27 protein-coding genes are annotated in these 20,478 nt (G+C 54.0%); 21 read left to right on the top strand and 6 right to left on the bottom strand.

The features are described from left to right. Positions 1-25: 25 nt before the first annotated feature. From C7K55_RS00115 to C7K55_RS00090, 6 genes are all read left to right on the top strand, one after another. Positions 26-1,180, top strand: coding sequence for a PIN/TRAM domain-containing protein (locus C7K55_RS00115; protein ID WP_106501402.1), 1,155 nt, complete (start codon positions 26-28; stop codon positions 1,178-1,180). Positions 1,181-1,210: 30 nt separating this feature from the next. Next, positions 1,211-1,897 carry an ATP-dependent Clp protease proteolytic subunit gene (locus tag C7K55_RS00110; RefSeq protein WP_106501401.1) on the top strand — a complete coding sequence of 229 codons (687 nt, stop codon included), beginning with the start codon at positions 1,211-1,213 and terminating at the stop codon, positions 1,895-1,897. Between the two features lie 83 nt (positions 1,898-1,980). Then, positions 1,981-2,583: an ATP-dependent Clp protease proteolytic subunit gene (locus tag C7K55_RS00105; RefSeq protein ID WP_106501400.1), complete on the top strand. Its 603-nt coding sequence runs from the start codon at positions 1,981-1,983 to the stop codon at positions 2,581-2,583. A 29-nt stretch (positions 2,584-2,612) separates the two neighbouring features. Continuing rightward, a complete protein-coding gene (gene ilvC, locus C7K55_RS00100) occupies positions 2,613-3,629 on the top strand; it encodes a ketol-acid reductoisomerase (protein WP_254969498.1) in 1,017 nt (338 codons plus the stop codon). After that, on the top strand, positions 3,629-4,720 hold the full coding sequence (locus C7K55_RS00095; RefSeq protein WP_396094809.1) for a CobD/CbiB family cobalamin biosynthesis protein: 1,092 nt from the start codon (positions 3,629-3,631) through the stop codon (positions 4,718-4,720). The genes ilvC and C7K55_RS00095 overlap by 1 nt, the downstream gene beginning before the upstream one ends. A gap of 49 nt (positions 4,721-4,769) precedes the next feature. Beyond that, positions 4,770-5,012, top strand: coding sequence for a hypothetical protein (locus C7K55_RS00090; protein ID WP_106501675.1), 243 nt, complete (start codon positions 4,770-4,772; stop codon positions 5,010-5,012). Here C7K55_RS00090 and C7K55_RS00085 read toward each other — a convergent pair. Together C7K55_RS00085 and C7K55_RS00080 are read right to left on the bottom strand one after the other, a co-directional pair. Then, a complete protein-coding gene (locus C7K55_RS00085; RefSeq protein ID WP_106501397.1) occupies positions 4,983-5,309 on the bottom strand; it encodes a YciI family protein in 327 nt (108 codons plus the stop codon). The two genes, C7K55_RS00090 and C7K55_RS00085, sit on opposite strands and share 30 nt — an antisense overlap. Positions 5,310-5,312: 3 nt before the next feature. Then, complete coding sequence (locus C7K55_RS00080; RefSeq protein ID WP_106501674.1) at positions 5,313-5,459, bottom strand: DUF2256 domain-containing protein; 147 nt, start codon at positions 5,457-5,459, stop codon at positions 5,313-5,315. Positions 5,460-5,580: 121 nt separating this feature from the next. On the opposite strand from C7K55_RS00080, the gene C7K55_RS00075 reads away from it, so the two are divergent. After that, positions 5,581-5,880, top strand: coding sequence for a hypothetical protein (locus tag C7K55_RS00075; RefSeq protein ID WP_106501396.1), 300 nt, complete (start codon positions 5,581-5,583; stop codon positions 5,878-5,880). 329 nt (positions 5,881-6,209) lie between these two features. Continuing rightward, on the top strand, positions 6,210-6,365 hold the full coding sequence (locus C7K55_RS13480) for a hypothetical protein (RefSeq protein ID WP_161956093.1): 156 nt from the start codon (positions 6,210-6,212) through the stop codon (positions 6,363-6,365). Between the two features lie 80 nt (positions 6,366-6,445). On the opposite strand, the gene C7K55_RS13645 is transcribed toward C7K55_RS13480, so the two are convergent. After that, positions 6,446-6,667, bottom strand: coding sequence for a hypothetical protein (locus C7K55_RS13645; RefSeq protein WP_106501395.1), 222 nt, complete (start codon positions 6,665-6,667; stop codon positions 6,446-6,448). A gap of 561 nt (positions 6,668-7,228) precedes the next feature. Between C7K55_RS13645 and C7K55_RS00065 the strand changes: the two genes are divergently transcribed. The 4 genes from C7K55_RS00065 (at position 7,229) to C7K55_RS00050 (ending at position 11,878) form a co-directional block, all read left to right on the top strand. Further along, positions 7,229-7,690 carry a hypothetical protein gene (locus C7K55_RS00065; protein ID WP_106501394.1) on the top strand — a complete coding sequence of 154 codons (462 nt, stop codon included), beginning with the start codon at positions 7,229-7,231 and terminating at the stop codon, positions 7,688-7,690. Between the two features lie 465 nt (positions 7,691-8,155). After that, complete coding sequence (locus C7K55_RS00060; protein WP_106501393.1) at positions 8,156-9,232, top strand: DMT family transporter; 1,077 nt, start codon at positions 8,156-8,158, stop codon at positions 9,230-9,232. Positions 9,233-9,497: 265 nt separating this feature from the next. Then, positions 9,498-9,899 (top strand): hypothetical protein, encoded by a 402-nt coding sequence (locus tag C7K55_RS13210; RefSeq protein WP_206603448.1) that lies wholly within the window; start codon positions 9,498-9,500, stop codon positions 9,897-9,899. A 1,673-nt stretch (positions 9,900-11,572) separates the two neighbouring features. Continuing rightward, complete coding sequence (locus C7K55_RS00050; protein ID WP_106501391.1) at positions 11,573-11,878, top strand: lysozyme inhibitor LprI family protein; 306 nt, start codon at positions 11,573-11,575, stop codon at positions 11,876-11,878. 37 nt (positions 11,879-11,915) lie between these two features. Here C7K55_RS00050 and C7K55_RS14115 read toward each other — a convergent pair whose 3' ends face one another. Together C7K55_RS14115 and C7K55_RS13845 are read right to left on the bottom strand one after the other, a co-directional pair. Next, positions 11,916-12,110 (bottom strand): ribbon-helix-helix domain-containing protein, encoded by a 195-nt coding sequence (locus tag C7K55_RS14115; RefSeq protein WP_106501390.1) that lies wholly within the window; start codon positions 12,108-12,110, stop codon positions 11,916-11,918. Between the two features lie 90 nt (positions 12,111-12,200). After that, a complete protein-coding gene (locus C7K55_RS13845; RefSeq protein WP_106501389.1) occupies positions 12,201-12,389 on the bottom strand; it encodes a hypothetical protein in 189 nt (62 codons plus the stop codon). Between the two features lie 446 nt (positions 12,390-12,835). Between C7K55_RS13845 and C7K55_RS00035 the strand changes: the two genes are divergently transcribed. From C7K55_RS00035 to C7K55_RS00025, 7 genes are all read left to right on the top strand, one after another. Continuing rightward, positions 12,836-13,219: a hypothetical protein gene (locus C7K55_RS00035; RefSeq protein WP_127431948.1), complete on the top strand. Its 384-nt coding sequence runs from the start codon at positions 12,836-12,838 to the stop codon at positions 13,217-13,219. A 30-nt stretch (positions 13,220-13,249) separates the two neighbouring features. Beyond that, positions 13,250-13,384, top strand: coding sequence for a hypothetical protein (locus C7K55_RS14110; protein WP_277621536.1), 135 nt, complete (start codon positions 13,250-13,252; stop codon positions 13,382-13,384). A gap of 915 nt (positions 13,385-14,299) precedes the next feature. Continuing rightward, positions 14,300-14,533: a hypothetical protein gene (locus C7K55_RS13840; RefSeq protein ID WP_206603447.1), complete on the top strand. Its 234-nt coding sequence runs from the start codon at positions 14,300-14,302 to the stop codon at positions 14,531-14,533. Positions 14,534-15,661: 1,128 nt separating this feature from the next. Next, positions 15,662-16,351 (top strand): hypothetical protein, encoded by a 690-nt coding sequence (locus C7K55_RS13205; RefSeq protein ID WP_127431947.1) that lies wholly within the window; start codon positions 15,662-15,664, stop codon positions 16,349-16,351. A gap of 42 nt (positions 16,352-16,393) precedes the next feature. Next, complete coding sequence (locus C7K55_RS13200; protein WP_127431946.1) at positions 16,394-16,831, top strand: hypothetical protein; 438 nt, start codon at positions 16,394-16,396, stop codon at positions 16,829-16,831. 179 nt (positions 16,832-17,010) lie between these two features. Beyond that, positions 17,011-17,529 (top strand): hypothetical protein, encoded by a 519-nt coding sequence (locus C7K55_RS13195; protein WP_127431945.1) that lies wholly within the window; start codon positions 17,011-17,013, stop codon positions 17,527-17,529. A 239-nt stretch (positions 17,530-17,768) separates the two neighbouring features. Beyond that, positions 17,769-18,839: a type I restriction endonuclease gene (locus C7K55_RS00025; protein WP_106501386.1), complete on the top strand. Its 1,071-nt coding sequence runs from the start codon at positions 17,769-17,771 to the stop codon at positions 18,837-18,839. 9 nt (positions 18,840-18,848) lie between these two features. Here C7K55_RS00025 and C7K55_RS00020 read toward each other — a convergent pair whose 3' ends face one another. Next, positions 18,849-19,100, bottom strand: a complete 252-nt coding sequence (locus tag C7K55_RS00020) for a helix-turn-helix domain-containing protein (protein ID WP_106501385.1) — start codon at positions 19,098-19,100, stop codon at positions 18,849-18,851. A gap of 387 nt (positions 19,101-19,487) precedes the next feature. On the opposite strand from C7K55_RS00020, the gene C7K55_RS00015 reads away from it, so the two are divergent. Beyond that, positions 19,488-19,835 (top strand): hypothetical protein, encoded by a 348-nt coding sequence (locus C7K55_RS00015; protein WP_106501384.1) that lies wholly within the window; start codon positions 19,488-19,490, stop codon positions 19,833-19,835. A 196-nt stretch (positions 19,836-20,031) separates the two neighbouring features. Continuing rightward, positions 20,032-20,226, top strand: coding sequence for a hypothetical protein (locus C7K55_RS00010; protein WP_106501383.1), 195 nt, complete (start codon positions 20,032-20,034; stop codon positions 20,224-20,226). The last annotated feature ends 252 nt before the right edge of the window (positions 20,227-20,478 follow it).

Raw genomic sequence — 20,478 nt, 5'->3', positions numbered from 1 at the left:
AGTTGGGTAGCCACGCACGACGGGAATGGTGGACTCCCTCATCCTGATCCTGTTTGTGATCTCTGGCGCCGCCGCCGGGTGGCTGGGGGTAGACCTGCTGCCCGAGCAGCTGCTGCTGCAGGTGGACAAACCAGAAGGGCTGCGCACCGTGCTGGGCGGCTTCGGTGCCTTCTTTGGAGTGATCGCTGGAGTTTTCTTCCAGCAGCTGCGGCGCAAACTGATGCAGCAGGTGCGCACCATGCCCACCGACCTGCTGGTAAGCCGCGCCGTGGGCCTGATCCTCGGCCTGCTGGTGGCCAACTTGCTGCTGGCGCCGATCCTGCTGCTGCCCCTGCCCTGGGAGGTGATCTTCGTCAAACCGCTGGCGGCGGTGCTCAGCAACGTCTTTTTCGGCGTATCGGGCTACAACCTGGCCGAGGTGCATGGCCGCACCCTGCTGCGCCTGTTCAACCCCAGCAGCACGGAGGCGATGTTGGTGGCCGATGGGGTATTGCAACCGGCCAGCGCCAAAATCCTCGACACCAGCGTGATCATTGATGGCCGCATCCGCGGCCTGCTCGCCTCAGGGCTGCTGGAGGGCCAGGTGATCGTGGCCCAGAGCGTGATCGATGAGCTGCAGGCCCTGGCCGACTCGGGCAACGCCGAGAAGCGCGGCCGGGGCCGCCGCGGCCTCAAGCTGCTGAGCGAGCTGCGCGAGCAGTACGGCCGGCGGCTGGTGGTCAACAGCACCCGCTACGAAGGCAACGGCGTCGACGACAAGCTGCTGCTGCTCACCGCCGACACCGGCGGCACCTTGCTCACCGCCGACTACAACCTGGCCAAGGTGGCTGAGGTGAAGGATCTCAAGGTGCTCAACCTCAGCGAGCTGGTGATCGCCCTGCGGCCCGAGGTGCAGCCTGGCGACGAGCTACAGCTCAAGATCGCCCGCGATGGCAAGGAGGCCGATCAGGGCGTGGGCTACCTCGACGACGGCACCATGGTGGTGGTGGAAGGCGCCCGGGGCCGCATTGGCGAGCGGCTGCCGGTGGTGGTCACCGGAGCCCTGCAAAACCCCACTGGCCGGATCGTTTTCGCCCGGGGCGAAGGAGCCCCAGCCGAGGCCAATGGGGAGGCCACCGCCAAGCGCAAACCACGGCAAGAGCGCAGCAAGGCCAATCCGCAGGCGGACGGCCCCCGCTAGGCTCCGCAAACCTGCTTCCATCAACCGCGGATGTCGGTTTCAGCCCCCTACTACGGCGATTCCGCGGCCATGCGCACGCCGCCGCCCGATCTGCCCAGCCTGCTGCTGAAGGAGCGAATCGTTTATCTGGGCTTGCCCCTGTTCAGCGACGACGACGCCAAGCGCCAGATGGGCATTGACGTCACCGAGTTGATCATTGCCCAGCTGCTCTACCTGGAGTTTGACAATCCGGAGAAACCAATTTTCTTCTACATCAACTCCACCGGCACCAGCTGGTACACCGGCGACGCCGTTGGCTTTGAAACCGAAGCCTTCGCCATCGCCGACACGCTCCGCTACGTGAAGCCGCCGGTGCACACCATCTGCATCGGCCAAGCAATGGGCACCGCAGCCATGATCCTCAGCGCTGGCACCAAGGGCCATCGGGCCGCCCTACCCCACGCCTCAATCGTGCTGCACCAGCCCCGCAGCGGCGCCCGCGGCCAGGCAACCGACATCCAGATCCGGGCCCAGGAAGTGCTGCACAACAAGCGCACCCTGCTGGAGATGCTTTCTCTCAACACCGGCAAGTCGGTGGAGCAGCTGTCGCGCGATTCCGACCGCATGACTTACTTCACCGCTGAGGAAGCCAAGGAGTACGGACTGATCGATCGGGTACTCACGAGCCTGAAAGACCTTCCAACCGCTCCGCCGGCCACGGCAGCCGGCCTGGGCTGAGCCACCTTCTGGCAGCCACCGTCAGGCAGCCAGCCCCCCCCCCCCAGGCACCCCGCGTTCCACCGACCACCCCAACCAAACCCATGCCCATCGGCACCCCCAGCGTTCCCTACCGCCTCCCCGGCAGCCAGTACGAGCGCTGGGTTGACATCTACACGCGGCTGGGCGTGGAGCGAATTCTCTTCTTGGGCTCGGAGGTCACCGACGCAGTGGCCAACGCGCTGGTGGCCCAGATGCTCTATCTGGATTCGGAAGACAATTCCAAGCCGATCTACCTGTACATCAACTCGCCCGGAGGCTCGGTGACCGCGGGCCTAGCGATCTACGACACCATGCAGTACGTCAAGAGCGACGTGGTGACGATCTGCGTGGGTCTGGCCGCCTCGATGGGCGCCTTCCTGCTGGGCGCTGGCACCAAGGGCAAGCGGCTGGCCCTGCCCCACAGCCGGATCATGATTCACCAGCCTCTGGGCGGCACCAGCCAGCGCCAAGCCAGTGACATCGAAATTGAGGCGAAGGAGATCCTGCGCATCAAGGACATGCTCAACCATTCCATGGCCGACATGACTGGCCAACCCTTCGAGAAGATCGAGAAGGACACCGACCGCGATTACTTCCTCAGCGCCGCCGAGGCCAAGGAGTACGGCCTGATCGATCGGGTGATCGCCCACCCAAGCGAGGCCTGAAGGGCGCCTGCGTAAGCTCAGCCTCTGCCCTGTCCAGAACCGACGCCTCGATGGCCAAGCTCTATTACGACACCGACGCCGACCTTTCCCTGCTTGATGGCAAGACGGTGGCCATCATTGGCTACGGCAGCCAGGGCCATGCCCACGCGCTGAACCTCAAGGACAGCGGCGTCAACGTGGTCGTTGGGCTCTACGAAGGCAGCCGCTCGGCAGAAAAAGCCAAGGCCGATGGCCTGGAAGTACTGAGCGTCGCCGACGCCTGCGCCAAGGCCGACTGGATCATGGTGCTGCTGCCCGATGAATTCCAGAAGGCTGTTTACGACAAGGAAATTGCACCTCACCTCAGCGCCGGCAAGGTGCTGAGCTTCGCCCACGGCTTCAACATCCGCTTCGAGCTGATCAAGCCGCCCGCGGATGTGGACGTGGTGATGATCGCCCCCAAAGGCCCCGGCCACACCGTGCGCTGGGAATACCAGAACGGCATGGGAGTGCCGGCCCTATTCGCCATCGAGCAGGACGCCAGCGGCCACGCCCGTGAGCTGGCCATGGCCTACGCCAAGGGCATCGGCGGCACCAGAGCTGGCATCCTCGAAACCAACTTCAAAGAAGAGACCGAAACCGACCTCTTCGGCGAGCAGGCCGTGCTGTGCGGCGGCCTCTCCGAGCTGGTCAAGGCCGGCTTCGAAACCCTGGTGGAGGCTGGCTATCAGCCCGAGCTGGCCTACTTCGAGTGCCTGCACGAGGTGAAGCTGATCGTCGATCTGATGGTTAAAGGCGGCCTCACGGCCATGCGCGATTCGATCTCCAATACCGCCGAGTACGGCGACTACGTGAGCGGCCCGCGCCTGGTCACCGCCGACACCAAAGCGGAGATGAAGCGCATCCTCACCGACATCCAAGACGGCACCTTCGCCCGCAACTTCGTGGCCGAGTGTGACGCCGGCAAGCCGGAGATGACCAAAATCCGCGAGCGCGATGCGGCCCATCCGATTGAGCAGGTGGGCAAGGGCCTGCGCTCAATGTTCAGCTGGCTGAAAACGGCCTGATCCAGCCCCTGCTCAGCAATCAACTGTTCAGCAACCCCCTGCTGCTGGTTGTCCTCGCCTGCGCCCTCGATCGCCTAATGGGGGACCCGCGCTGGTGTCCCCATCCGGTGGTGGTCATGGGCTGGTGGATCACCGTGCTGCGCCGCGGCGCTGAAGCCTGGGCGGGCAACAGAGCCTGGAAGCTGCGGCTGGCGGGCGGCTTGATCACGCTGGTGCTAGTGGGCTGCAGCGTCTTGGCGGGCTGGGGAATGGAGCGGCTGGCTCCTACGCCGCTGCTGGTGGTGGCCCTGGCCAGCGCTCTTGCCGGCCGCAGCCTCGAGCAAGCGGTGGGTGGGGTACTGAAAGCTCTGCCTAATTCCGTACAAGCTGTACAGAAACAGACAGAACAAAACCAGATAGAACAAAACCAGACAGACCACTCTGGCGACAACCCAACCCAGGCAGCCCTTCAGCCAGCCCGCCGGGCCCTTGCCTGGATAGTGGGCCGCGACACGGCCGATCTCGACGCCCCGGAAATCCTGCGGGCCCTGGCCGAAACGGCCAGCGAGAACGGCGTGGACGGTCTGTTTGCGCCACTGTTTTGGATGCTGCTGGGGGCTGGGCTCTGGAGCCTCAACCCCTCATGGCCCGGCCCCCTGGCCCTGGCCTGGGGCTTCAAAGCAGCGAGCACCCTGGATTCAATGCTGGGCTACCGCCGCGGGCGCCTGCGCTGGCTGGGCACGGCGGGAGCCCGCCTCGATGACCTACTGGTTTGGCTGCCCTGCCGGTTGGTGGCGGTGAGCCTGCCGCTGGCGGCTGGCCAGCCAGGCCGCAGCCTTGGGGTACTGGCAGCGGCCCGGCGCGATGGCGCCGCCGACCCCTCACCAAATGCGGGGCTATCCCAAGCCGCCTACGCCCACGTCGCCGGGGTGCAGCTGGGGGGCAGCAATAGCTATGGCGGCCAAATGCATCGCAAGCCCCTGCTTGCCGCTGGGCTGCCAGCGCCGGATCAGGCGGCGGTACTGCAAATGCTGCAACTAAATCGGCGGCTTGAGCTGATATGGCTCACTGCTGCCGCTGCAGTGGCGTTCATCACGAAAACTCTCAGCTGATTGCCCCTGCCCCTGCCCCTGACGAAGCTGCAAGCAGATCATGGAGAACATGGCAATTCGCGAGCTGCTCGAAGATGCCCTCAAGGAGCCGAACATCGGGCTAACCCCTTGCTTTAGCTGGCACGCCACACCTGTAGGGATTGCAGCCCTGTGGCAAGCCGGGGCAGCGCCAACAGCTCCTCCCTATGAAGATGCCCTCAAGGAAGGTCTGCAGGTAGGGCTCGATCTAAGTCGCGAAGAGCGGGAGTTTCACCAGCTCAATTCAGGTCTGGTGTTGCTGTTTCACAGCTAGGCCTGCTGGCGGAAACACCAGCGCCCATTGATGCAGCGTCCAACTGACGCATCCCTGAACGATCAGCGGATCTGTTCGAACAAGGGCCTCCGCTTCTTCCCAACTGGCTGCCGTAAACAGCAACATGCCGCCAGCCCCATCGCCACTGCGGCCGACCCGATCGGCCCAATAACCACTGCGGGGCTCATGGCCCTTGCGTTCTAGTTCTGCCAGCCAGGCCAGATGGGCTGGAATCACGGCGTCGAATTGGGGCTTAGAAACCAGACCCAGCTCCAACTTCACAAAGGTGAGGCGCATCTTTTAAACCTCTTTGGCGGTGCGTTGCCGGCGGCACCTTTCTGAGCAGTAGCGCACCTCATCCCAAACATCCCTCCACTTGCGCCGCCACTGAAAGGGCCGCTCACAAACGGGGCAGATTTTGGTGGGACGGTTCTCGTGGTGGGGCATCTCCAGGGGCTCGACGCAGATCAGGGATGGAAATTTAGGCAACCGAACCCAAATCCAGATCAGGGAAACGACAAAAAGCGACCTAACCGTAGTAGGATTGTGAAGATTTCATAAGACGGCCATGTTGTTAAGCATTTTTGGTTTCTTATTTGCGGCCCTTTCATTTGTTCAAGTCCCCCAATGGGACAACGACTGGACCAAATGCTCGGTGGCAGTTCCAGACACCGCTTGCCATTGGTATGTGGTCAACCCTGACAACACATTTGGCAAAGGATTCAGCTGGATCACCGCTCCTGAATACGACGTAACTGCATTAAGGGACATCGGCATCCAACACGAGGTAACCGTGGCGCAGGGCTTCCAAACGACTGTAGAACTTATGAATGCATCAGCCGAAGTCAAGTACGGCGACAACTACTAAAGTCAGGTTTCGGACCAGAACCAGAATCGGCAAGTCGATAACTTCATCGAGAAAAGCATCTTAGGATCAGCATAAATTTTGCTATACGCAAATATCAACCTCTAATACTCACACCGCTAATGCTAAGAAAAAGTAGAAAAATATATTTGCTCCAAGTCGCATAGTATTCAAACTCTCCAAATCCACTGCAGCGCAGCGATATTTCGTCTGCTACTTAATTTCTTAAGACCATGGGATGTGCTGAAATCCCATTTTGACGGCTTATGGGGTTATGGTTTGCAGACATTAAATCAGTCGTCCTTGCATCAGGGTGGCCTCAACACCCTGCCATGGACTCTTCAATTCTGTTTGCCTTAAACTGGAATTCGCTCGGCGAGCTAGCAACCGAAGATCTTGAGTATGTGCTCAACTCAATGGCCCATGCCATGGATTCAGGCAAAGAAGAGTTTTGTTCGCTTTACAGCAAAGTGAACGTCCGTGCTTGACTCGCAAAATCAATTCCGATTAGCTATTGGCCCCTGAACAAGTGGTTGGGCAACATGCAACGTCTAAAATTACAAGGATATTACTTTTGACGCCTTAAGCAATTCGCAAGGTTCTCCTTGGCGATTGCCAGTGCCTCCTTACAGGTCTCCTTATCGTCCTTATCAATATCGCCCTGCTCGCCACGAAGACGTTGTTCTAGAAAATCAATTTCCTCCTGCCAGTGCTCGGCGCCCATATCAAAGACAGGCAGCTCCACATCATTGGCATCGTCGTCGACCAAAGAGAAATCGTCGTCCCTCATCTTAAGTAGTGATGGAATTCAACCCAAGGATGCCGCAGGAAGCAGGAAAAGGAAATCCCCTGTAAACCCACAGACCGGCTACTGCTGCGATCACCAACTCAATTCCACAACTGGCACTCGAAAACCTGCCAAAAATGCCAAAGAAGCAGGGTTCGCTCACAAAATCCCTAGCGCTTTCGACTCCGCCAGGGACATGCTTCCCGTCGCTCATCACGACTCACTTACGCTTTTAGGCGTTTACACTCGCTGCATGGAATATCGGCGCCTCCTGGACTGAACACCACTGTGGTTGATTTAAACCAAAAAATAATACGTCAGGCGCCAAACTTGAGAACCACTTCGACAACTAAAAGCCCCACTAGGGCGACAAAGACAAGAAGCGAGGGCGAACCAGAGAAATCCATACCGACTCCGCTGAATTCATCCTTTCTAAAGCAAATTCATAAGAGCGCCGTAGCGATATATACAGCGGAAACCAGTTGAACATTCCGCAGGCTTCTCCTCCCTTGACCTGGCAACCCTCCATGCCCTGCCACACTACAACCACACGATCCAGCGGTTATGAACGAACAGCCAGGCTCTCCAAAGCAGTTAGGCAGTCGCCTTGGCGAGGAGACGGTTGAAGAGCATAGGGAACTACTTACCAAAATTGGTAGCGATAGCATCCTAAAAGCACCTGCAATCAAAGGAAGCATATACTTCTATATCAATATTTGCGGCGATGGCACTCAAAGCAAAGAGGAATTAATTGACGACCCAACTGCGCTAAATGCTGCGATTGAGCATATTGCAATTGAGATAAAATACGAAAACAAGCATCACCGATGGCTCTCCCAGCTACCCCAGGCATTAAAAATATTGGAATTTGCAGCAGAACACTTAAGCCTAAATAATAATATTACGCCTGACAATATTAGCATTAATGCTGAACTCAAATGGCGGGACGAGAAAGATTTTGAAAACATCATTCATCTTACGCAAAGCAAAGGCAATGCCGAATGGCAGGTGTCACGATTTGCCTGATAGAGCCATAGCCTGCTTGGCTCTATCAGGCAAGCAACGATTGTTAAAACGACCATCCCGGTGCTCCAAAGCAGTTCGGCATCCGTGTCAGTGAGGAAACAATGAAACTGGTCTCTGCATAAGCGGAGAGGGTGGGATTCGATTTGAAAACAACATGGGTTGCCCTGGAATGGATTAGGAGAAAAAAGACAGCAATCTCATCTTGAGATCTAACAAAACATCTCACAAAACCAGACGAGATTCACTGAACCTGAGTGGGATGCCATGGGGCAAAGATTCGTGTAACTCAACAGAAGGTTCCGATTCCGACTTCGGTGCTGTTGTAACCTGAGATTCCCCCCTGAGGAATCAGACCCTGATGAATGGGGCAGGTGGCACAGGAACGGCAGCAGGCATCGCACAAGAGCAGATACGCAGGCGGCAATCGCCTTGATCCAATACGGAGACTGGATTTAGGATTGATAGATGGACCACCGGCGCCAAGGACTGCTCAAAGGTCTGCTTGCTGCAGTGATCTTTGGTCTGAGCGCCCCGCTGGTCAGCACCTTGACCTCAGCAGGATCGCCGCTTGCCCTGGCGGGACTGCTCTATGGGGGATCTGCACTGGCACTGCTGACGGCAAGGGCAGTGCGGGGGCAAAGCACTCAAGAGAGTTCGGTCAAGCGCCAGGACCTGGGGATGCTGGCGTTGCTGACCCTGCTTGGCGGCATTGCTGCTCCCATCTGCCTGGTCAGCGGGTTGGCACTCCTGTCAGCGGGTTCTGCGTCCTTGCTGCTGAACCTGGAAGCGGTGTTCACGATGGGGATTGCTGTCCTGATTGGCAGGGAACACCTGAGCGGCAAAGGCACTGCGGCAGCGGCACTAATCATTGCTGGGGCATTGGTCATCGGGAGCGGCACCGCTTCAGGAACGACCCTTCATGGAGCGGTATTTATCGCCCTGGCGTGTCTTGGATGGGGCATAGACAACAACATCAGTCAGCGCCTGAGCATCAGAGACCCGATGCAGATCGCTTTACTGAAATCGGTTGGAGCATCAGTGCCGATGCTGCTGCTGGCAGGACTAACAGGGGCAAGGTTCCCAACCCCCATGGAGGTCGTGGTGCTCCTGGCGATTGGCGGAATCGGATATGGACTTTCGATCTGGTTGGATCTGCTGGCGCTGCGGGAGTTGGGCGCTGCCAGGGAATCAGTGATTTTTGCGACGGCACCATTTGTTGGAGCAGGGTTTGCTGTCCTTGCCCTCAAAGAAGCACTCAGCGCCAACATGATTGCCTCTGGCGTCTTGATGGTGGTTGGAGTTGTACTGCTGCTCAATGAAGACCATGCACATTGGCATCGCCATGACGAGGTGTGGCATGAACACAAACACCTCCATAACCCTGGCGACCAGGACCAGCACCATGCCCACCAGCATCCCAATGACGAAGCGAACGGGGTGCGAACAGATGGTGCCTACTGGCACTCTCATCCGCATCGGCACGAACCTATTGCCCATGCCCATCCGCATGTCAGCGATGGGCACCACCGTCACCAGCACTAAGGGAGTGGTGTGACCGTCAACCCGACAAAACTCCAAAACCTCCGTGGGCAGACCCTGCTGTTCCCTTGCTTGGAAACGGGATTCGTGACCACTGTCGGTCTTTGCAATTGGCGCCGGAGCGGGTCTGGCAGAAGAATCAGCAGGCGGCGTGATGATTGAGAGAGGACGCTGGCGAACAACCAAGGACAAAAGGAGACAGGTTTAGTTTTGCAAAATGCGGTATTCCTCCAGCGAAGACTCCGCTATCACTCAGCAAACACAGGTCATGAACTTGAAGAGTCACTTTGGAACTGTTGCCGCCATCGCAGTTCTGGGCGGTTATGCAGCAACGGTACTCCCAAACGCCAATGCACAGCTTTCCCCCAATTGCGAAAGAAATGGCAAGCGTGACTACTGCGCGATCACTCCTATTGCAGGTGCCACAACTGAAAAGCAATCCTTTGATATGATTACTTTCGCAGATCACTCGGTCTACGAAATAACAAGAAATCTTGAGTCCTGCAAAAAGATCTCAGAAAAGGTGCAAACCTGTAATGTAAAAATCATCACGCCGCCTGGAAACGCTAAAACTATACCCGCCTTCTACAGAGGGACTTTCTACGAGGGTGGAGTCAAGCACGAATATGTCGGGAAAGGTATTCATTTGACTTATTTCTTCCTTGACTGAAGACATACGAGTGGGTTCCGAATTACGCCGAGCAAAAATTTTTGCACTGTGCCTTGGGTTGCTGGTGATGGGTGGTTGCGGGATTAAGGCAAACCAGTCGGGATCCAGTGCCTGCAGCAATGGAGGCAACTCCTGCGCCGCTGCCCAGGCGCCACCAGGAATGCGCCAAGCCCTCAAAGGTCACAGGATCGTCAGGGCGCAGTGGGTGGAGAAGACCAACAAGGAATCGGGCGCACCAGACATCGGAATGAAGGCGGAGTGGGAACCCATCACAGAGAGGCGCTGACAGCAGATCAAAAGGATTGAACCGCAAAATGTGCAGATATTTTTGGTTTTAGGTGGATTCACCTGGACCACCTACTCCCCAAAAATCCAGATACAACAAAGGGTCTGGACGAACCAGACCCTTTGAAAACTCTTGAGAAGCGGAGAGGGTGTCCGTCGAGTTCGGTCTTATACGGACTCTCTCAGACCTTTTTCAGGTGTTGGGGTACGAATTACCCCAACATTTACCCCACCATCTATTTCCTTCCGTGAACTCGACGGAAGACGCAAATCGCTTGCGCCAGAACAAATCTGGGCATCTAACCTACCCCAACATCACTCACCCACCCTCAGGACACCACCCACGCTTGACCTCCTGCGATACCACCCACTGAGAGCACCGCTTAGTCAGGTGCTCGCCTTGGAGAATCAGACCCTGATGAATCGGAAGGGTCAGCGCGTCTTGCAGTAACCAGACCCCGCATAACTGGAACCTACTGGGCAGGAGGTGCCGCCACTGCCACCAGCAGGGAAGAACTGCTGCCCTGGTTTGGTGGCAAGGCAATACCCGCTGCCCTTGTAACTGGAACCGCCTGGGCAGGAGGTCCCACCACTTCCGCCAGCAGGGAACATCTGCTGAGCAAGGGCAGAACTGGTCATCAGAGCAAGGGATGCCAGAACGCCCGTCAGACCAGTAGCAATGACGCTCTTCATCGGTGTTCGGGCGAAGAGAGAGAGGAGTGGGGCGTGAGCAACGGGGACGAAATCTCCGCCCACTTCCTCGACCTATGGACGGGTCGAACACCGCCATAGAGGGATATTTCAGTCAGGCACTGGTATTGAGCGCGAGCATGGGCAAGGTTTGTTCACAAAAAAATCCCTGGCGTGTTCGACTCCGCCAGGGACATGCTTCCCGTCGCTCATCACGACTCCCTAACGCTATTAGGCATTTACACTCACGCCATGGGGTGATTGCCGCAGGTCTTCAGGCGGACACACTCAAAGCACTACCCACCTTCAGAACACCACCCAACCGCCACCTCCTGCCTTGGCACCCACTGGGAACACCGCCTGGTCAGGTGCTCACCTTGGGGGATCAGACCCTGATGAATCGGACAGGTCAGCAGGGTGACGCAGTGCCTGCCGACCTCGTAGCGAAAGTGCTGACAGGTGATACAGACGCTTGAGGAGCGGGATGGTTTGAGGACATTCCACTCAAGGAACTCCCATTCCTCAGAGGAGACGGCAGGTGGCACAGGGCGGGCAGCAGGCATCGCACAAAAGCAGATACACCTGTACTACTCGCCCTGAGGTGGTGGGGTCAAGGAGTCCATTGAGTCCCTTACCGCCAAGGCAGTCGCCAACAGCGGAAAGCGTCCATACCCTTCAAGCAGCGCCAGAAGATTCCGATGAAGCACCTGCTGGTCGTCACAGGCGTGTTCCTGCTCCCCGCTGCTATTCACGCCCAGGAACCCAAGATCCAGTGCCCTGGAGAGAACACCGTGGAGATGCGCTATTGCGCTGGTCAGTCCTGGGAGCAATCCACAGACCAGTTGAAGCAAAAGGTGCCCAAGGCACTTTTTAAGCAGTGGCAGGAGACAACCCGAGCGGTCTGTGCTCACGCCTATGCCGCCTACAAAGAAGGCAGCATCTACCCGCAGTTAGTGGTGGGGTGCGACGACAACCTCAATCGGGCACTGCTACAGGCGCACTGATCTCTTCTTCGTTGACTAAGAGTGCAGAGCACTGTTTTCAGTCTTGAGAATCACTTGCCAATGCTTGCTCCAGAATATACGAAGCAAGATTACTCAAAGATCTCCCTTCCGCACGACTTCTCATCATTAGTTTCCTCGCTGTTGCAACGGAAATTGTAACTGTAATCCGCTTGTGAGAGAGGGAAATAGTCTCCTTGCTCGGATCTTCATCAACCTCTGAAGAGACATTCATATGCCGCTCCCCTAACCTCAGCAAAACGCCATTATTACTTTAGCACGAGATACCAGTAACCGTGGACATTTATAACTAAAGGTCAAACAGTTAAGAATCATGTTGTTCGGCATTCTGGGCAATGATGGCGGCAGCGATTTGGTCGATGGACCTACCAGTCCTGTCGCTAATCCGTTGCAGGTAGGCAAGCACCTCTTCTGAGACCTCAAGGTCTATGCGACGTGGAAAACTATCTGGGTTTAATTGGTAGCGGTCACTATTGTTGTTGTGGGCAACCATTTGCTGTCACCGAAGTCGTGGATTCTTGGCAGTTGACTAATGGAAGAAAGAATGGCATGGAGATTTGCGGGACGATTGCCTACTCTGTACACTCTAAGCAAGAACCTTTAACACACTCATTATATCCTAAATTACGCCACTTCTGAATAATCCGCAATAGAACCTCACGTCTTAGCACCGACTGCGAAAACCTCTGAGGCGGTGCTCCCCTTGAAGAATAAGACCTTGGAGAGTCGGGTAGATCAGAGGTGCCTCCTCCCCCAAAGAGCACTTGAAAGACCCGCCTTGGCGCCTTGAATCAAATCAACCTTCAAGTGCCCTTAGGGCGTCTCTTTATTGTTTTTGATTCTGGATCACAGGAATTGCAATAAAATGAAAATTTCCTTACAAAAAAACGAATTGCCTGGAAATGCTCGGCGGTTAGGAGTTTGACTTCTCCGCAATTCGTGCATCTTCTTGTTGAAATTGGGGTCAAAAGGAATGCCTCACTTGGTGCGACGCTGGTTGCGTTGGTGATGCACTATGCAGCATTATGCATCATCAAGACCCTGGAGCAGGAGCGCCACTCCATAGACGCTGTACTACTGAGCACCTTTGGCGATGCCGAACTCCGCTTTGGTGTTCGTGCCCCTGGCGGTTGGGTTCTCAAGCAGCGGTCACGAACCAGTTGGGAATACGACTCCGAAGTCAGGGATGCCAACAAGGGTCTTCAACAGCAGGCACAGGGCGGGCAGATACACCTATACTACTCACGCTTGGGTGGTGAGGTCAAGGAGTCCATTGAGTCCCTGATCGCCAAGGCAGTCACCAACAGCAGAAAGCGTCCATAGAGTGCGTTTACGACTTCGCACAAGACCCAAATGAAGCGCCTGCTGCTTCTTGCTCTGACCACTGGAACCCTGCTGATGGGGACTGCTGCTTATGCCCAGTGCTGCTGCTGCGGACAGATGAATGGGCAACCAGGTGCAACACCTCAGGAAGGCGTCAAGAAGTAGGTCTCTTGCCCCTACGCCGTCCTAGACCTCTTCAACGCCTTTCTGCCGTAACGCTTCTGGACTGCTGGCAACAGCGACTGCTGCACCTGCCACATAAAGGCATCCACACGCTCCCGTCGTTCAGCAGAAGAGGCGATGTGCTCCGAGAAGGCACCTGCGTGGCACAGATCCACCAGCAGACCAACCTCATCCTCGCTGAGACACAAAAGGTGATCGGTTCCAACTGATGTAACCCGCATAGTCCTGGCGTTCAGTGAACTCAGTTGTCCTGCTGAGGTGCAGAGACGGCAGTAGGAACATTGAGACCATCAAAGAGTTGCCCAAGCACCGTTGCCATCCTTGGAGGTAGTGCTGCGCCAGCAATGGACTGAGAAGCAAGCACAATCAGAGCAGACGCCTCAACAAGCGCCGCCGCTTCTGCGTCACTCAGAACGAGTAGATGCTCACCATCCGAGTGCGTGATCCGCATACCGTTGCAATTGCGACCAAATCCAAGGTAAGCGGAATTCGCTAGTTAAGGCGAGGTTATCCAGTCCCCATATGGGGACAATAATTGAAAAAGGATCAGACGAAAGAACCTAACCTGGGTAAGTTTTAGTGAAATACCTGAACGGTGCCAGGCATCCCCACGACCATCAAACCCATCAAACTCCAAAACCTTCGGGGGCAGTATCTGCTGTTCCGTTGCTTGGAAACGGGATTCGTAACCACCCCTCCAGCACTCACCCGCTACCAGAGCGGAAGGGGCATTGACCCGTCACGCAGAGAACTGGTGGGCGAGCGACCTTCCACCTGGATCAAAGAAGTGCCTACGACGCCCTGTGAGCACTGCGGAATGGTCGTAAGGGGCAACCAATGGACATTCAGACAGCACAAGCAGACCAAGCGTTGCCAGAGGGCACAGGCAGCAGCGTGATGAGCAACCCCCTCTGGATGCTGGTGCCCTGGTTGGTCTTTGCCCTTGCTGCAAGCATCAAGTGCTGGCGTCTGAAGGGGATCTTCCGCATGAATCGGCGGCATGCCCTGCAGAACCGAACGCCTGCGGCAGATGCTGGAGGGTATCTGGGAGAAGGATCAGCAGGCGGCGCGATGGAGCGCCTGGGAAGAAGCAGGCATCGGACAGACGAATACACCTATACTAATAAATGAGAGCGGTTGATAGAAGCACTGGTTGGTCAGGGCAGGATTTACACTAGACATGCATATCCGCAGAGTTGAACCATGGGAGACCGTATCGCTTCGACACTTGGGGTTGTTATTGTTTCTTCCCTTGCAATCATCTTTCCCGCGCAATCCCAGGCATATGGTTGCCGGTGCCAGATGACACAGGACATGAACGCTCGAATGCAGGGATACGTATACATATGCTGCAACGCAGATGGGATGTGCCAGTACGCACAGACGCCTCCTCCCGGTTGCTTGCTAGGAGGATGGTAAAAGCAAATCGTTCGACTATCATCCAACAGGCAATGGAATTAAATTACAATTGCCGCACACTCGAATAAAATGGTTAATTCATCCGGAACAAATGAATCCGGAGAAGCGCACGCATTGCCCGACATGCGATACCCGCAAGAACTCATTCAGCGGGATTTAACATGACACAGGATGCAGAACACAGGCAAGTTACTTGCACAATTCGACTTAGCATGAAAGAACTGGCAATGCTAGAAGAATTACGTTTGGAGTGGGGAATGGACACGAGAGGTAAAGTATTGGAATCAATTCTGAAAAGTGTTCTCAATACGGATCCTTAGAATTTCCCTATAATCAATAAGAGGTGGCAGAAAGCAACAGACGACACACGTCAACCCGAACACACTGAAAAACCTGCGAGGGCAAGAACTGCAGATCCCACAAGCATCCTCCTAAGCATTGGCATCCCAATAAGCAGAGGCGCAATGGTTGCGCTCCTATCTGACCGCAGGTGCCGTCCAATGCTCACAACGGTTAATGGACGCCAACTGAGCAAGCAACAGGACTTGCCAGACCCTGCAGACACCAGCAGTTCCATTGCAAACGCTGAAGTTCTGGCAGTTGATGCAGCGAGGAGCAGGTGACGCCATATATGACGGTCGGGCAAGCGTCCATCGTAAATCTTGGTGGTTCTATGCACCCACTGCATAACTGGTAGAACGCTGCACCTTGCGGCAGGAGAGAAAGCACCTAGCGCATGGAGCACCTAACAAGCAAAAACTCGAAACCTATAGACTAAGCATTGCCGTCTGGCATAGCAGGCAGTAATGTTGCTCTCATGGCATGTATAGGAAAGCAGGCATGAAACTACTGCGGGGTCTTGGCATCGGAATAGCAATAACTCTTACGGCGCTGACCACACAGGCAAAAGCGGACTTTGGGACTGCTGATGTCGGCAACAAAAACAATGAAACAAAGATATTTGAAGCGTGGTGTGGAGAGAGAGGAAATGACTGCAAAGTCAAGTTTGACACACAGTCGATACTAATAAACGAGAAAGACGAGGTGCTCTACAGGAGAATCAAAACTTTTTTCTACAATGCGAACAATGGCGTTTGCAACGCATACGGGTTTTGGTGCATCGGGAGGAAGTACTCATTTGATATAGTTTACATAAAGAACGACGGTAGTGAAAGTGTTGGGAAAATAATATTCGCAAAAGAAGATGTCGCCTTGCGCTTCATGACAAACCTCAAGTTATCGACTGGAATCATGCATGACAGGGGCGATCCAAGATGCGAACAAGGTCAGATATTCCACGAAGGAATTTGCCTATCTCCTAACACGGCGGCAGAAGTCAGAACCCGAGAGAAGGAATCAGCAAATGCAAGCAATGCAGTTATTGAGCATGGAAGGGCGATTGGCACAGGACTAGCAGTACAGGGTGAACTTCAGAGAGAGGGATTGGAGTCTGCAGGGAATAGCATTCAGCAAGGATTGGGCAATATAAAATTACAACAAAATACGGGCGTGATCATCGTTCCAAGGTGATTCGACTATTTCAAGTAAAATCAAAAAAATCTATACATTCAAATGTCTCAAGCAAAGTCAGTTGCCAAGATTGTACTTACCGCAATAGCGGTAGTCGGTGGTGTTTGGGCAGGCGCCAAAAGAGCGCATGGAATGAAAAGAGAGAAACAGATAAGAGAAGATGACGCAAGGCAGTATAGAGAAGATCAAATTAAACGGATCAGAGAGGAGTCGGGAAATTTAAATTCGCATTACTCATTCCGTGATACAACAGGCATTCAGGATGTCATGGAACTGTTTATTGAAGTGGAGGCGGATAACGGCGAGTGGCAATGCGTCGAATCCGCTGGCATGCAGGACTTCTTTAGTCATCCTGAAGCGATTAGTCAAACCAGGAAAATAGCGAAAGAATATAGTTCTAAAGCGAGGTTGGTAGACAAATATCAAAATCTTTACAGTCATTGCGACGAGAATGGTGTGTTCTGGAATTTATCAAGTTGATTTCATGATTAAAGAGAGGCAAGGCAGGCAATTCCAATCACAATCGATATCTGTAAGAGCATACAGAAGGAGCAAACAACAGGAATGCAAAATTTTAGGTTAACGGTATTCTACGCAATTCGGTACATCTCAAGATGAAAAATTTATTCCTTCTTACCTCCAAATCCCTATGTTGGCACATGTTCGCCGTTGATGACGAGCAATTAATTTGCCACTACATCTGCATCGACAAGAATGATGTCATTGCTCAGAAAGTGTTATCAAAACAGCAAGCAAGAGTCGAATGGAGGCGTATTCGCCAAAGTGGATTTTTCCCCAGAAACGAAAAGGAAGTGACTAGTGGAATATTAACATCACATTTTCACCAAAGATACAAAGAATTTTGCAAGTGGAAAAATGGTTCATTAGTAGCGCCGTTTCAAGAGAGAATAACTGAATATGACAATTCCGAGCATTTGCGATATTTGGAAAATGCGATAAAGACCGAAGACTGGGAAGGTTATCAAATCTGGGCGCACGAGCAAGGAGACATAGGGTCAGTAATGAATAATTACGAACCACAACCTATTATTTCGCTGGATGCCCTAAATGAAAATTCATCGTCGATAACGGGAGAAATCGGTGGAGATGTTGACAACTACTGGAATCGAGAGGGTGTATTTGAAGAGGCAACAAATATGGATGATCGGGACGAGTAGTAAATATACTTATGGCAAAGCAGGCAAAACGCTGCTCTTGCAGCGAGAATGGGCACAAGCGACCAGTCCCCGTGACCTCAGCGACCTTCACCACACCCGAAGCAGACGAAGACGAAGAGTTGGATCTGAGTGACCTGCTCTTGGAGGTGCTTCCTGGTGACGGCAGTACATATCAATAGATGCAAGAGTAAGACAATCAGGCATTAACCGCTATCCTGTAACCACCGCTTCTAAAAGACATGGATTTGATTGACCATCTCCAAACACTTGCCAAGCGAGCAAAGGAAAGTGCAGATAATCTCCAGAACGAAGAGGCGACCAAAATGGCGCTTATAACGCCGTTTATTCAGGCACTGGGATATGACATATTTAATCCGTCAGAAGTGATGCCCGAATACTCCGCCGACTTCCCAGAAATCAAGCAAGGAGAGCGGGTAGATTACGCCATACTTGAAAACGGAAAACCCAAGATTCTCATTGAAGCAAAACCATATAAAACCAACCTTAAAGACACTGAAAAAGGGCAACTTGCCAGATACTTCCATGTAACAGAGGCAAGGGTAGGCATCCTCACCAATGGCAGGATATATCAGTTTTACTCTGATTTGGACAATACAAATGTGATGGATCCAACTCCATTTGCAGAGATTGATCTTCTTGATCTCTCAAATGCGCCAGTCAAGGAGATCAAGAAACTTACAAAGTCAATGTATGACCTTGCAGGTTTGCTTGATTCAGCAGAAAGACTCAAATATCTAGGCGGGGTAAAGGAGGAAATCAAAAAGGAACTGCAGGATCCAAGTGAATGGTTTATCAAGGAAATGGCGGGCAGGGTTCACAGCGGTAAGCGAGTGACATCAAGCATTCAGGAGCAATTTAAACCAATCGTGCAGGAGGCATTACTTGCTTACATTAATGATCGGGTAAATGACAGACTAAAGTCAGCGATTGAGGTCGGGCAACAAACTGAGGATGCTGCCCCCATAGAATCTCCAAGCGAACAAAGCGTTAACAGCAACGGCGTTGAAACAACGGCAGAAGAAACCGAAGGTCTCTACATTGTTAGAGCAATTTGCGCCTCAGACATAGACCCCTCAAGACTTCTAGAGAAGGATACTAAGACTTACTTTAATATTCTGGTTGACGGCAACACCTGGAAATCAGTAGTTCGCCTTTACTTCAATGGCGCAAATAAAAAGGTTGAGATATTTGACGATACAGAACCCAAATTTGTAGAACTTGGTTCGGCATCAGACCTGTATTCATGCAGTGACAGAATTCGTGCATCTCTCAGAAAGAGACTTGGGTAAGGAAGGGGATTACGCCTCAACAACCTCCAACAGATCCTCAATCCCACAATCCAGCACCGTCACAATCTTGGATGCCAAATCCAATGACAGTGCTGATGCCGCCTTCTGATCGTTCCGTGCCAGTCGGGTGATGGTCGTTGCCGCTACTCCTGCCGCCACTGCCAGACCATTCATCGTGATTGCCTTCTCACCCGCCTCTGCCCTACGCAGATTTGCCTTGGCAAGTGCCTTGGCGAGGGTCAGACGAACTTGCTTTGCCATAAGAGGCACAATACCTCAAGTGCCTTAACAGGGCAAAGCAGTACTTTCTGCCTATGCTCCCGTGCCTGACACAGAGAGCAGAGTATTAGGCACCAAACCTAAGCACTGCTTGAACCACGACAAACCCCACCAGGGCGACTAAGGCAAGAAGTGATGGGAAACCAGTTGCGACCATACCGACTCCGCTTACGACCCCATTTCTAAAGCAAATTGGAAACGATGCCGTAGCGATACACACAGCAGAACTCAACGGAACATTCCGCAATCCAAAAGCGCACTACGCATCATACTCAGTTCCATATGCTATGATTACTGCGGTGAAGGCAAGAGGTTCATTAGAAACCCGCCATCTCAACCCACTCCAGAATCCCAAAGAGGATCAGACCCATGCCGACCGATTTCTCCAACATTGACCTTGCGACCCTCAATGCTGCCCAGGGCGTGATGGTTGCTGCTCTTCGTGACCGCTGCTGCCAGTGGGAACAGGATTCTGCTGATGCTGCTGCGGGCGGAAACCTCAGTGCTGCCTCAATGATTCAGCACTGGGCATTTGCTGCTGACCTGCTTTCCACCACGATCAGCACCGAGTTCACGAATCTGTTCTCCCAGGCACTCACTGCCCGCTTTGGTGACCTGACCCCCACTACCCACCGCTCAGTTACCGATCAGATGCTTGATGCGGTTGCTCTGGAGGTGGCGGCATCGCAGGAGGTGCCTGAACTGGTTGCGATTTAACGACTTTCAAGCACTAAGCACCACATCTTGCTGGTATAGTGCTATAATTTCAGCGTTGAGGGGCAAGAAACTCATAGCAGTTCGCCCCTCTCAACCCATTCCTGAAACCCACAGAGGTTCCATCCGATGCTCTTCCTTATCCCTGCTGGTGCTGGCGGAATCCCCTGCCACACTTCACCCATACGCCCCAGCAGAAATGGCATACGACCATCCCGATGCTCCAAAACAATTTGGAATCCGCCTCAGTGAGGAGACGATGAAACTGGTCTCTGAAATCCAGCATCACCGCCAACGCACCAATCAATCCATCACCCTCGCTTCCATCGTGGAGGACGCCATTCAGTGTCACTACAACCGCTTGGTGAATGAGGGTGCAATCAAAAATGACTGATGACACCACCGATCTCACGGTCTGACCTTCAGCGGGTTCTCAAGACCCTGCCGCCAGAGGCACCAGACCCATTCCCCCACCTTGCTGACCTCAATGCCGACCAACTGATTCAGCGGCGGGTGGAGGTAACAGGCACAATCAAGACCCTAGAGCAGCAACGCCACACCAAAAACACTAAACTCCTGAGCACCATTGCCAATGCTAAACTACACCAAAATGTTCGAGCACCTGACGAATGAAATATCAAGCAGC

This window comes from Cyanobium usitatum str. Tous (genome assembly GCF_003011885.1).
GTDB classification, from domain to species: domain Bacteria; phylum Cyanobacteriota; class Cyanobacteriia; order PCC-6307; family Cyanobiaceae; genus Cyanobium_A; species Cyanobium_A usitatum.
This window is presented reverse-complemented; position numbering and strand designations above follow the sequence as displayed.

Bases quoted from the DNA above. Each gene is read 5' to 3' on its own strand.
- C7K55_RS13210 (WP_206603448.1), top strand. From the start codon at position 9,498: ATGAACTTGAAGAGTCACTTTGGAACTGTTGCCGCCATCGCAGTTCTG.
- C7K55_RS00060 (WP_106501393.1), top strand. From the start codon at position 8,156: ATGGACCACCGGCGCCAAGGACTGCTCAAAGGTCTGCTTGCTGCAGTG.
- C7K55_RS00050 (WP_106501391.1), top strand. From the start codon at position 11,573: ATGAAGCACCTGCTGGTCGTCACAGGCGTGTTCCTGCTCCCCGCTGCT.
- C7K55_RS13840 (WP_206603447.1), top strand. From the start codon at position 14,300: ATGAGCAACCCCCTCTGGATGCTGGTGCCCTGGTTGGTCTTTGCCCTT.
- C7K55_RS13195 (WP_127431945.1), top strand. From the start codon at position 17,011: ATGTTCGCCGTTGATGACGAGCAATTAATTTGCCACTACATCTGCATC.
- C7K55_RS13845 (WP_106501389.1), bottom strand. From the start codon at position 12,389: ATGGTTGCCCACAACAACAATAGTGACCGCTACCAATTAAACCCAGAT.
- C7K55_RS00085 (WP_106501397.1), bottom strand. From the start codon at position 5,309: ATGCGCCTCACCTTTGTGAAGTTGGAGCTGGGTCTGGTTTCTAAGCCC.
- C7K55_RS00090 (WP_106501675.1), top strand. From the start codon at position 4,770: ATGGCAATTCGCGAGCTGCTCGAAGATGCCCTCAAGGAGCCGAACATC.
- C7K55_RS00065 (WP_106501394.1), top strand. From the start codon at position 7,229: ATGAACGAACAGCCAGGCTCTCCAAAGCAGTTAGGCAGTCGCCTTGGC.
- C7K55_RS00105 (WP_106501400.1), top strand. From the start codon at position 1,981: ATGCCCATCGGCACCCCCAGCGTTCCCTACCGCCTCCCCGGCAGCCAG.
- C7K55_RS00115 (WP_106501402.1), top strand. From the start codon at position 26: ATGGTGGACTCCCTCATCCTGATCCTGTTTGTGATCTCTGGCGCCGCC.
- C7K55_RS00080 (WP_106501674.1), bottom strand. From the start codon at position 5,459: ATGCCCCACCACGAGAACCGTCCCACCAAAATCTGCCCCGTTTGTGAG.
- C7K55_RS14110 (WP_277621536.1), top strand. From the start codon at position 13,250: ATGAAGCGCCTGCTGCTTCTTGCTCTGACCACTGGAACCCTGCTGATG.
- C7K55_RS13645 (WP_106501395.1), bottom strand. From the start codon at position 6,667: ATGAGGGACGACGATTTCTCTTTGGTCGACGACGATGCCAATGATGTG.
- C7K55_RS13480 (WP_161956093.1), top strand. From the start codon at position 6,210: ATGGACTCTTCAATTCTGTTTGCCTTAAACTGGAATTCGCTCGGCGAG.
- C7K55_RS00015 (WP_106501384.1), top strand. From the start codon at position 19,488: ATGCCGACCGATTTCTCCAACATTGACCTTGCGACCCTCAATGCTGCC.
- C7K55_RS14115 (WP_106501390.1), bottom strand. From the start codon at position 12,110: ATGAATGTCTCTTCAGAGGTTGATGAAGATCCGAGCAAGGAGACTATT.
- C7K55_RS00010 (WP_106501383.1), top strand. From the start codon at position 20,032: ATGGCATACGACCATCCCGATGCTCCAAAACAATTTGGAATCCGCCTC.
- C7K55_RS00025 (WP_106501386.1), top strand. From the start codon at position 17,769: ATGGATTTGATTGACCATCTCCAAACACTTGCCAAGCGAGCAAAGGAA.
- C7K55_RS00020 (WP_106501385.1), bottom strand. From the start codon at position 19,100: ATGGCAAAGCAAGTTCGTCTGACCCTCGCCAAGGCACTTGCCAAGGCA.
- C7K55_RS00110 (WP_106501401.1), top strand. From the start codon at position 1,211: ATGTCGGTTTCAGCCCCCTACTACGGCGATTCCGCGGCCATGCGCACG.
- C7K55_RS00075 (WP_106501396.1), top strand. From the start codon at position 5,581: ATGTTGTTAAGCATTTTTGGTTTCTTATTTGCGGCCCTTTCATTTGTT.
- C7K55_RS13200 (WP_127431946.1), top strand. From the start codon at position 16,394: ATGTCTCAAGCAAAGTCAGTTGCCAAGATTGTACTTACCGCAATAGCG.
- C7K55_RS13205 (WP_127431947.1), top strand. From the start codon at position 15,662: ATGAAACTACTGCGGGGTCTTGGCATCGGAATAGCAATAACTCTTACG.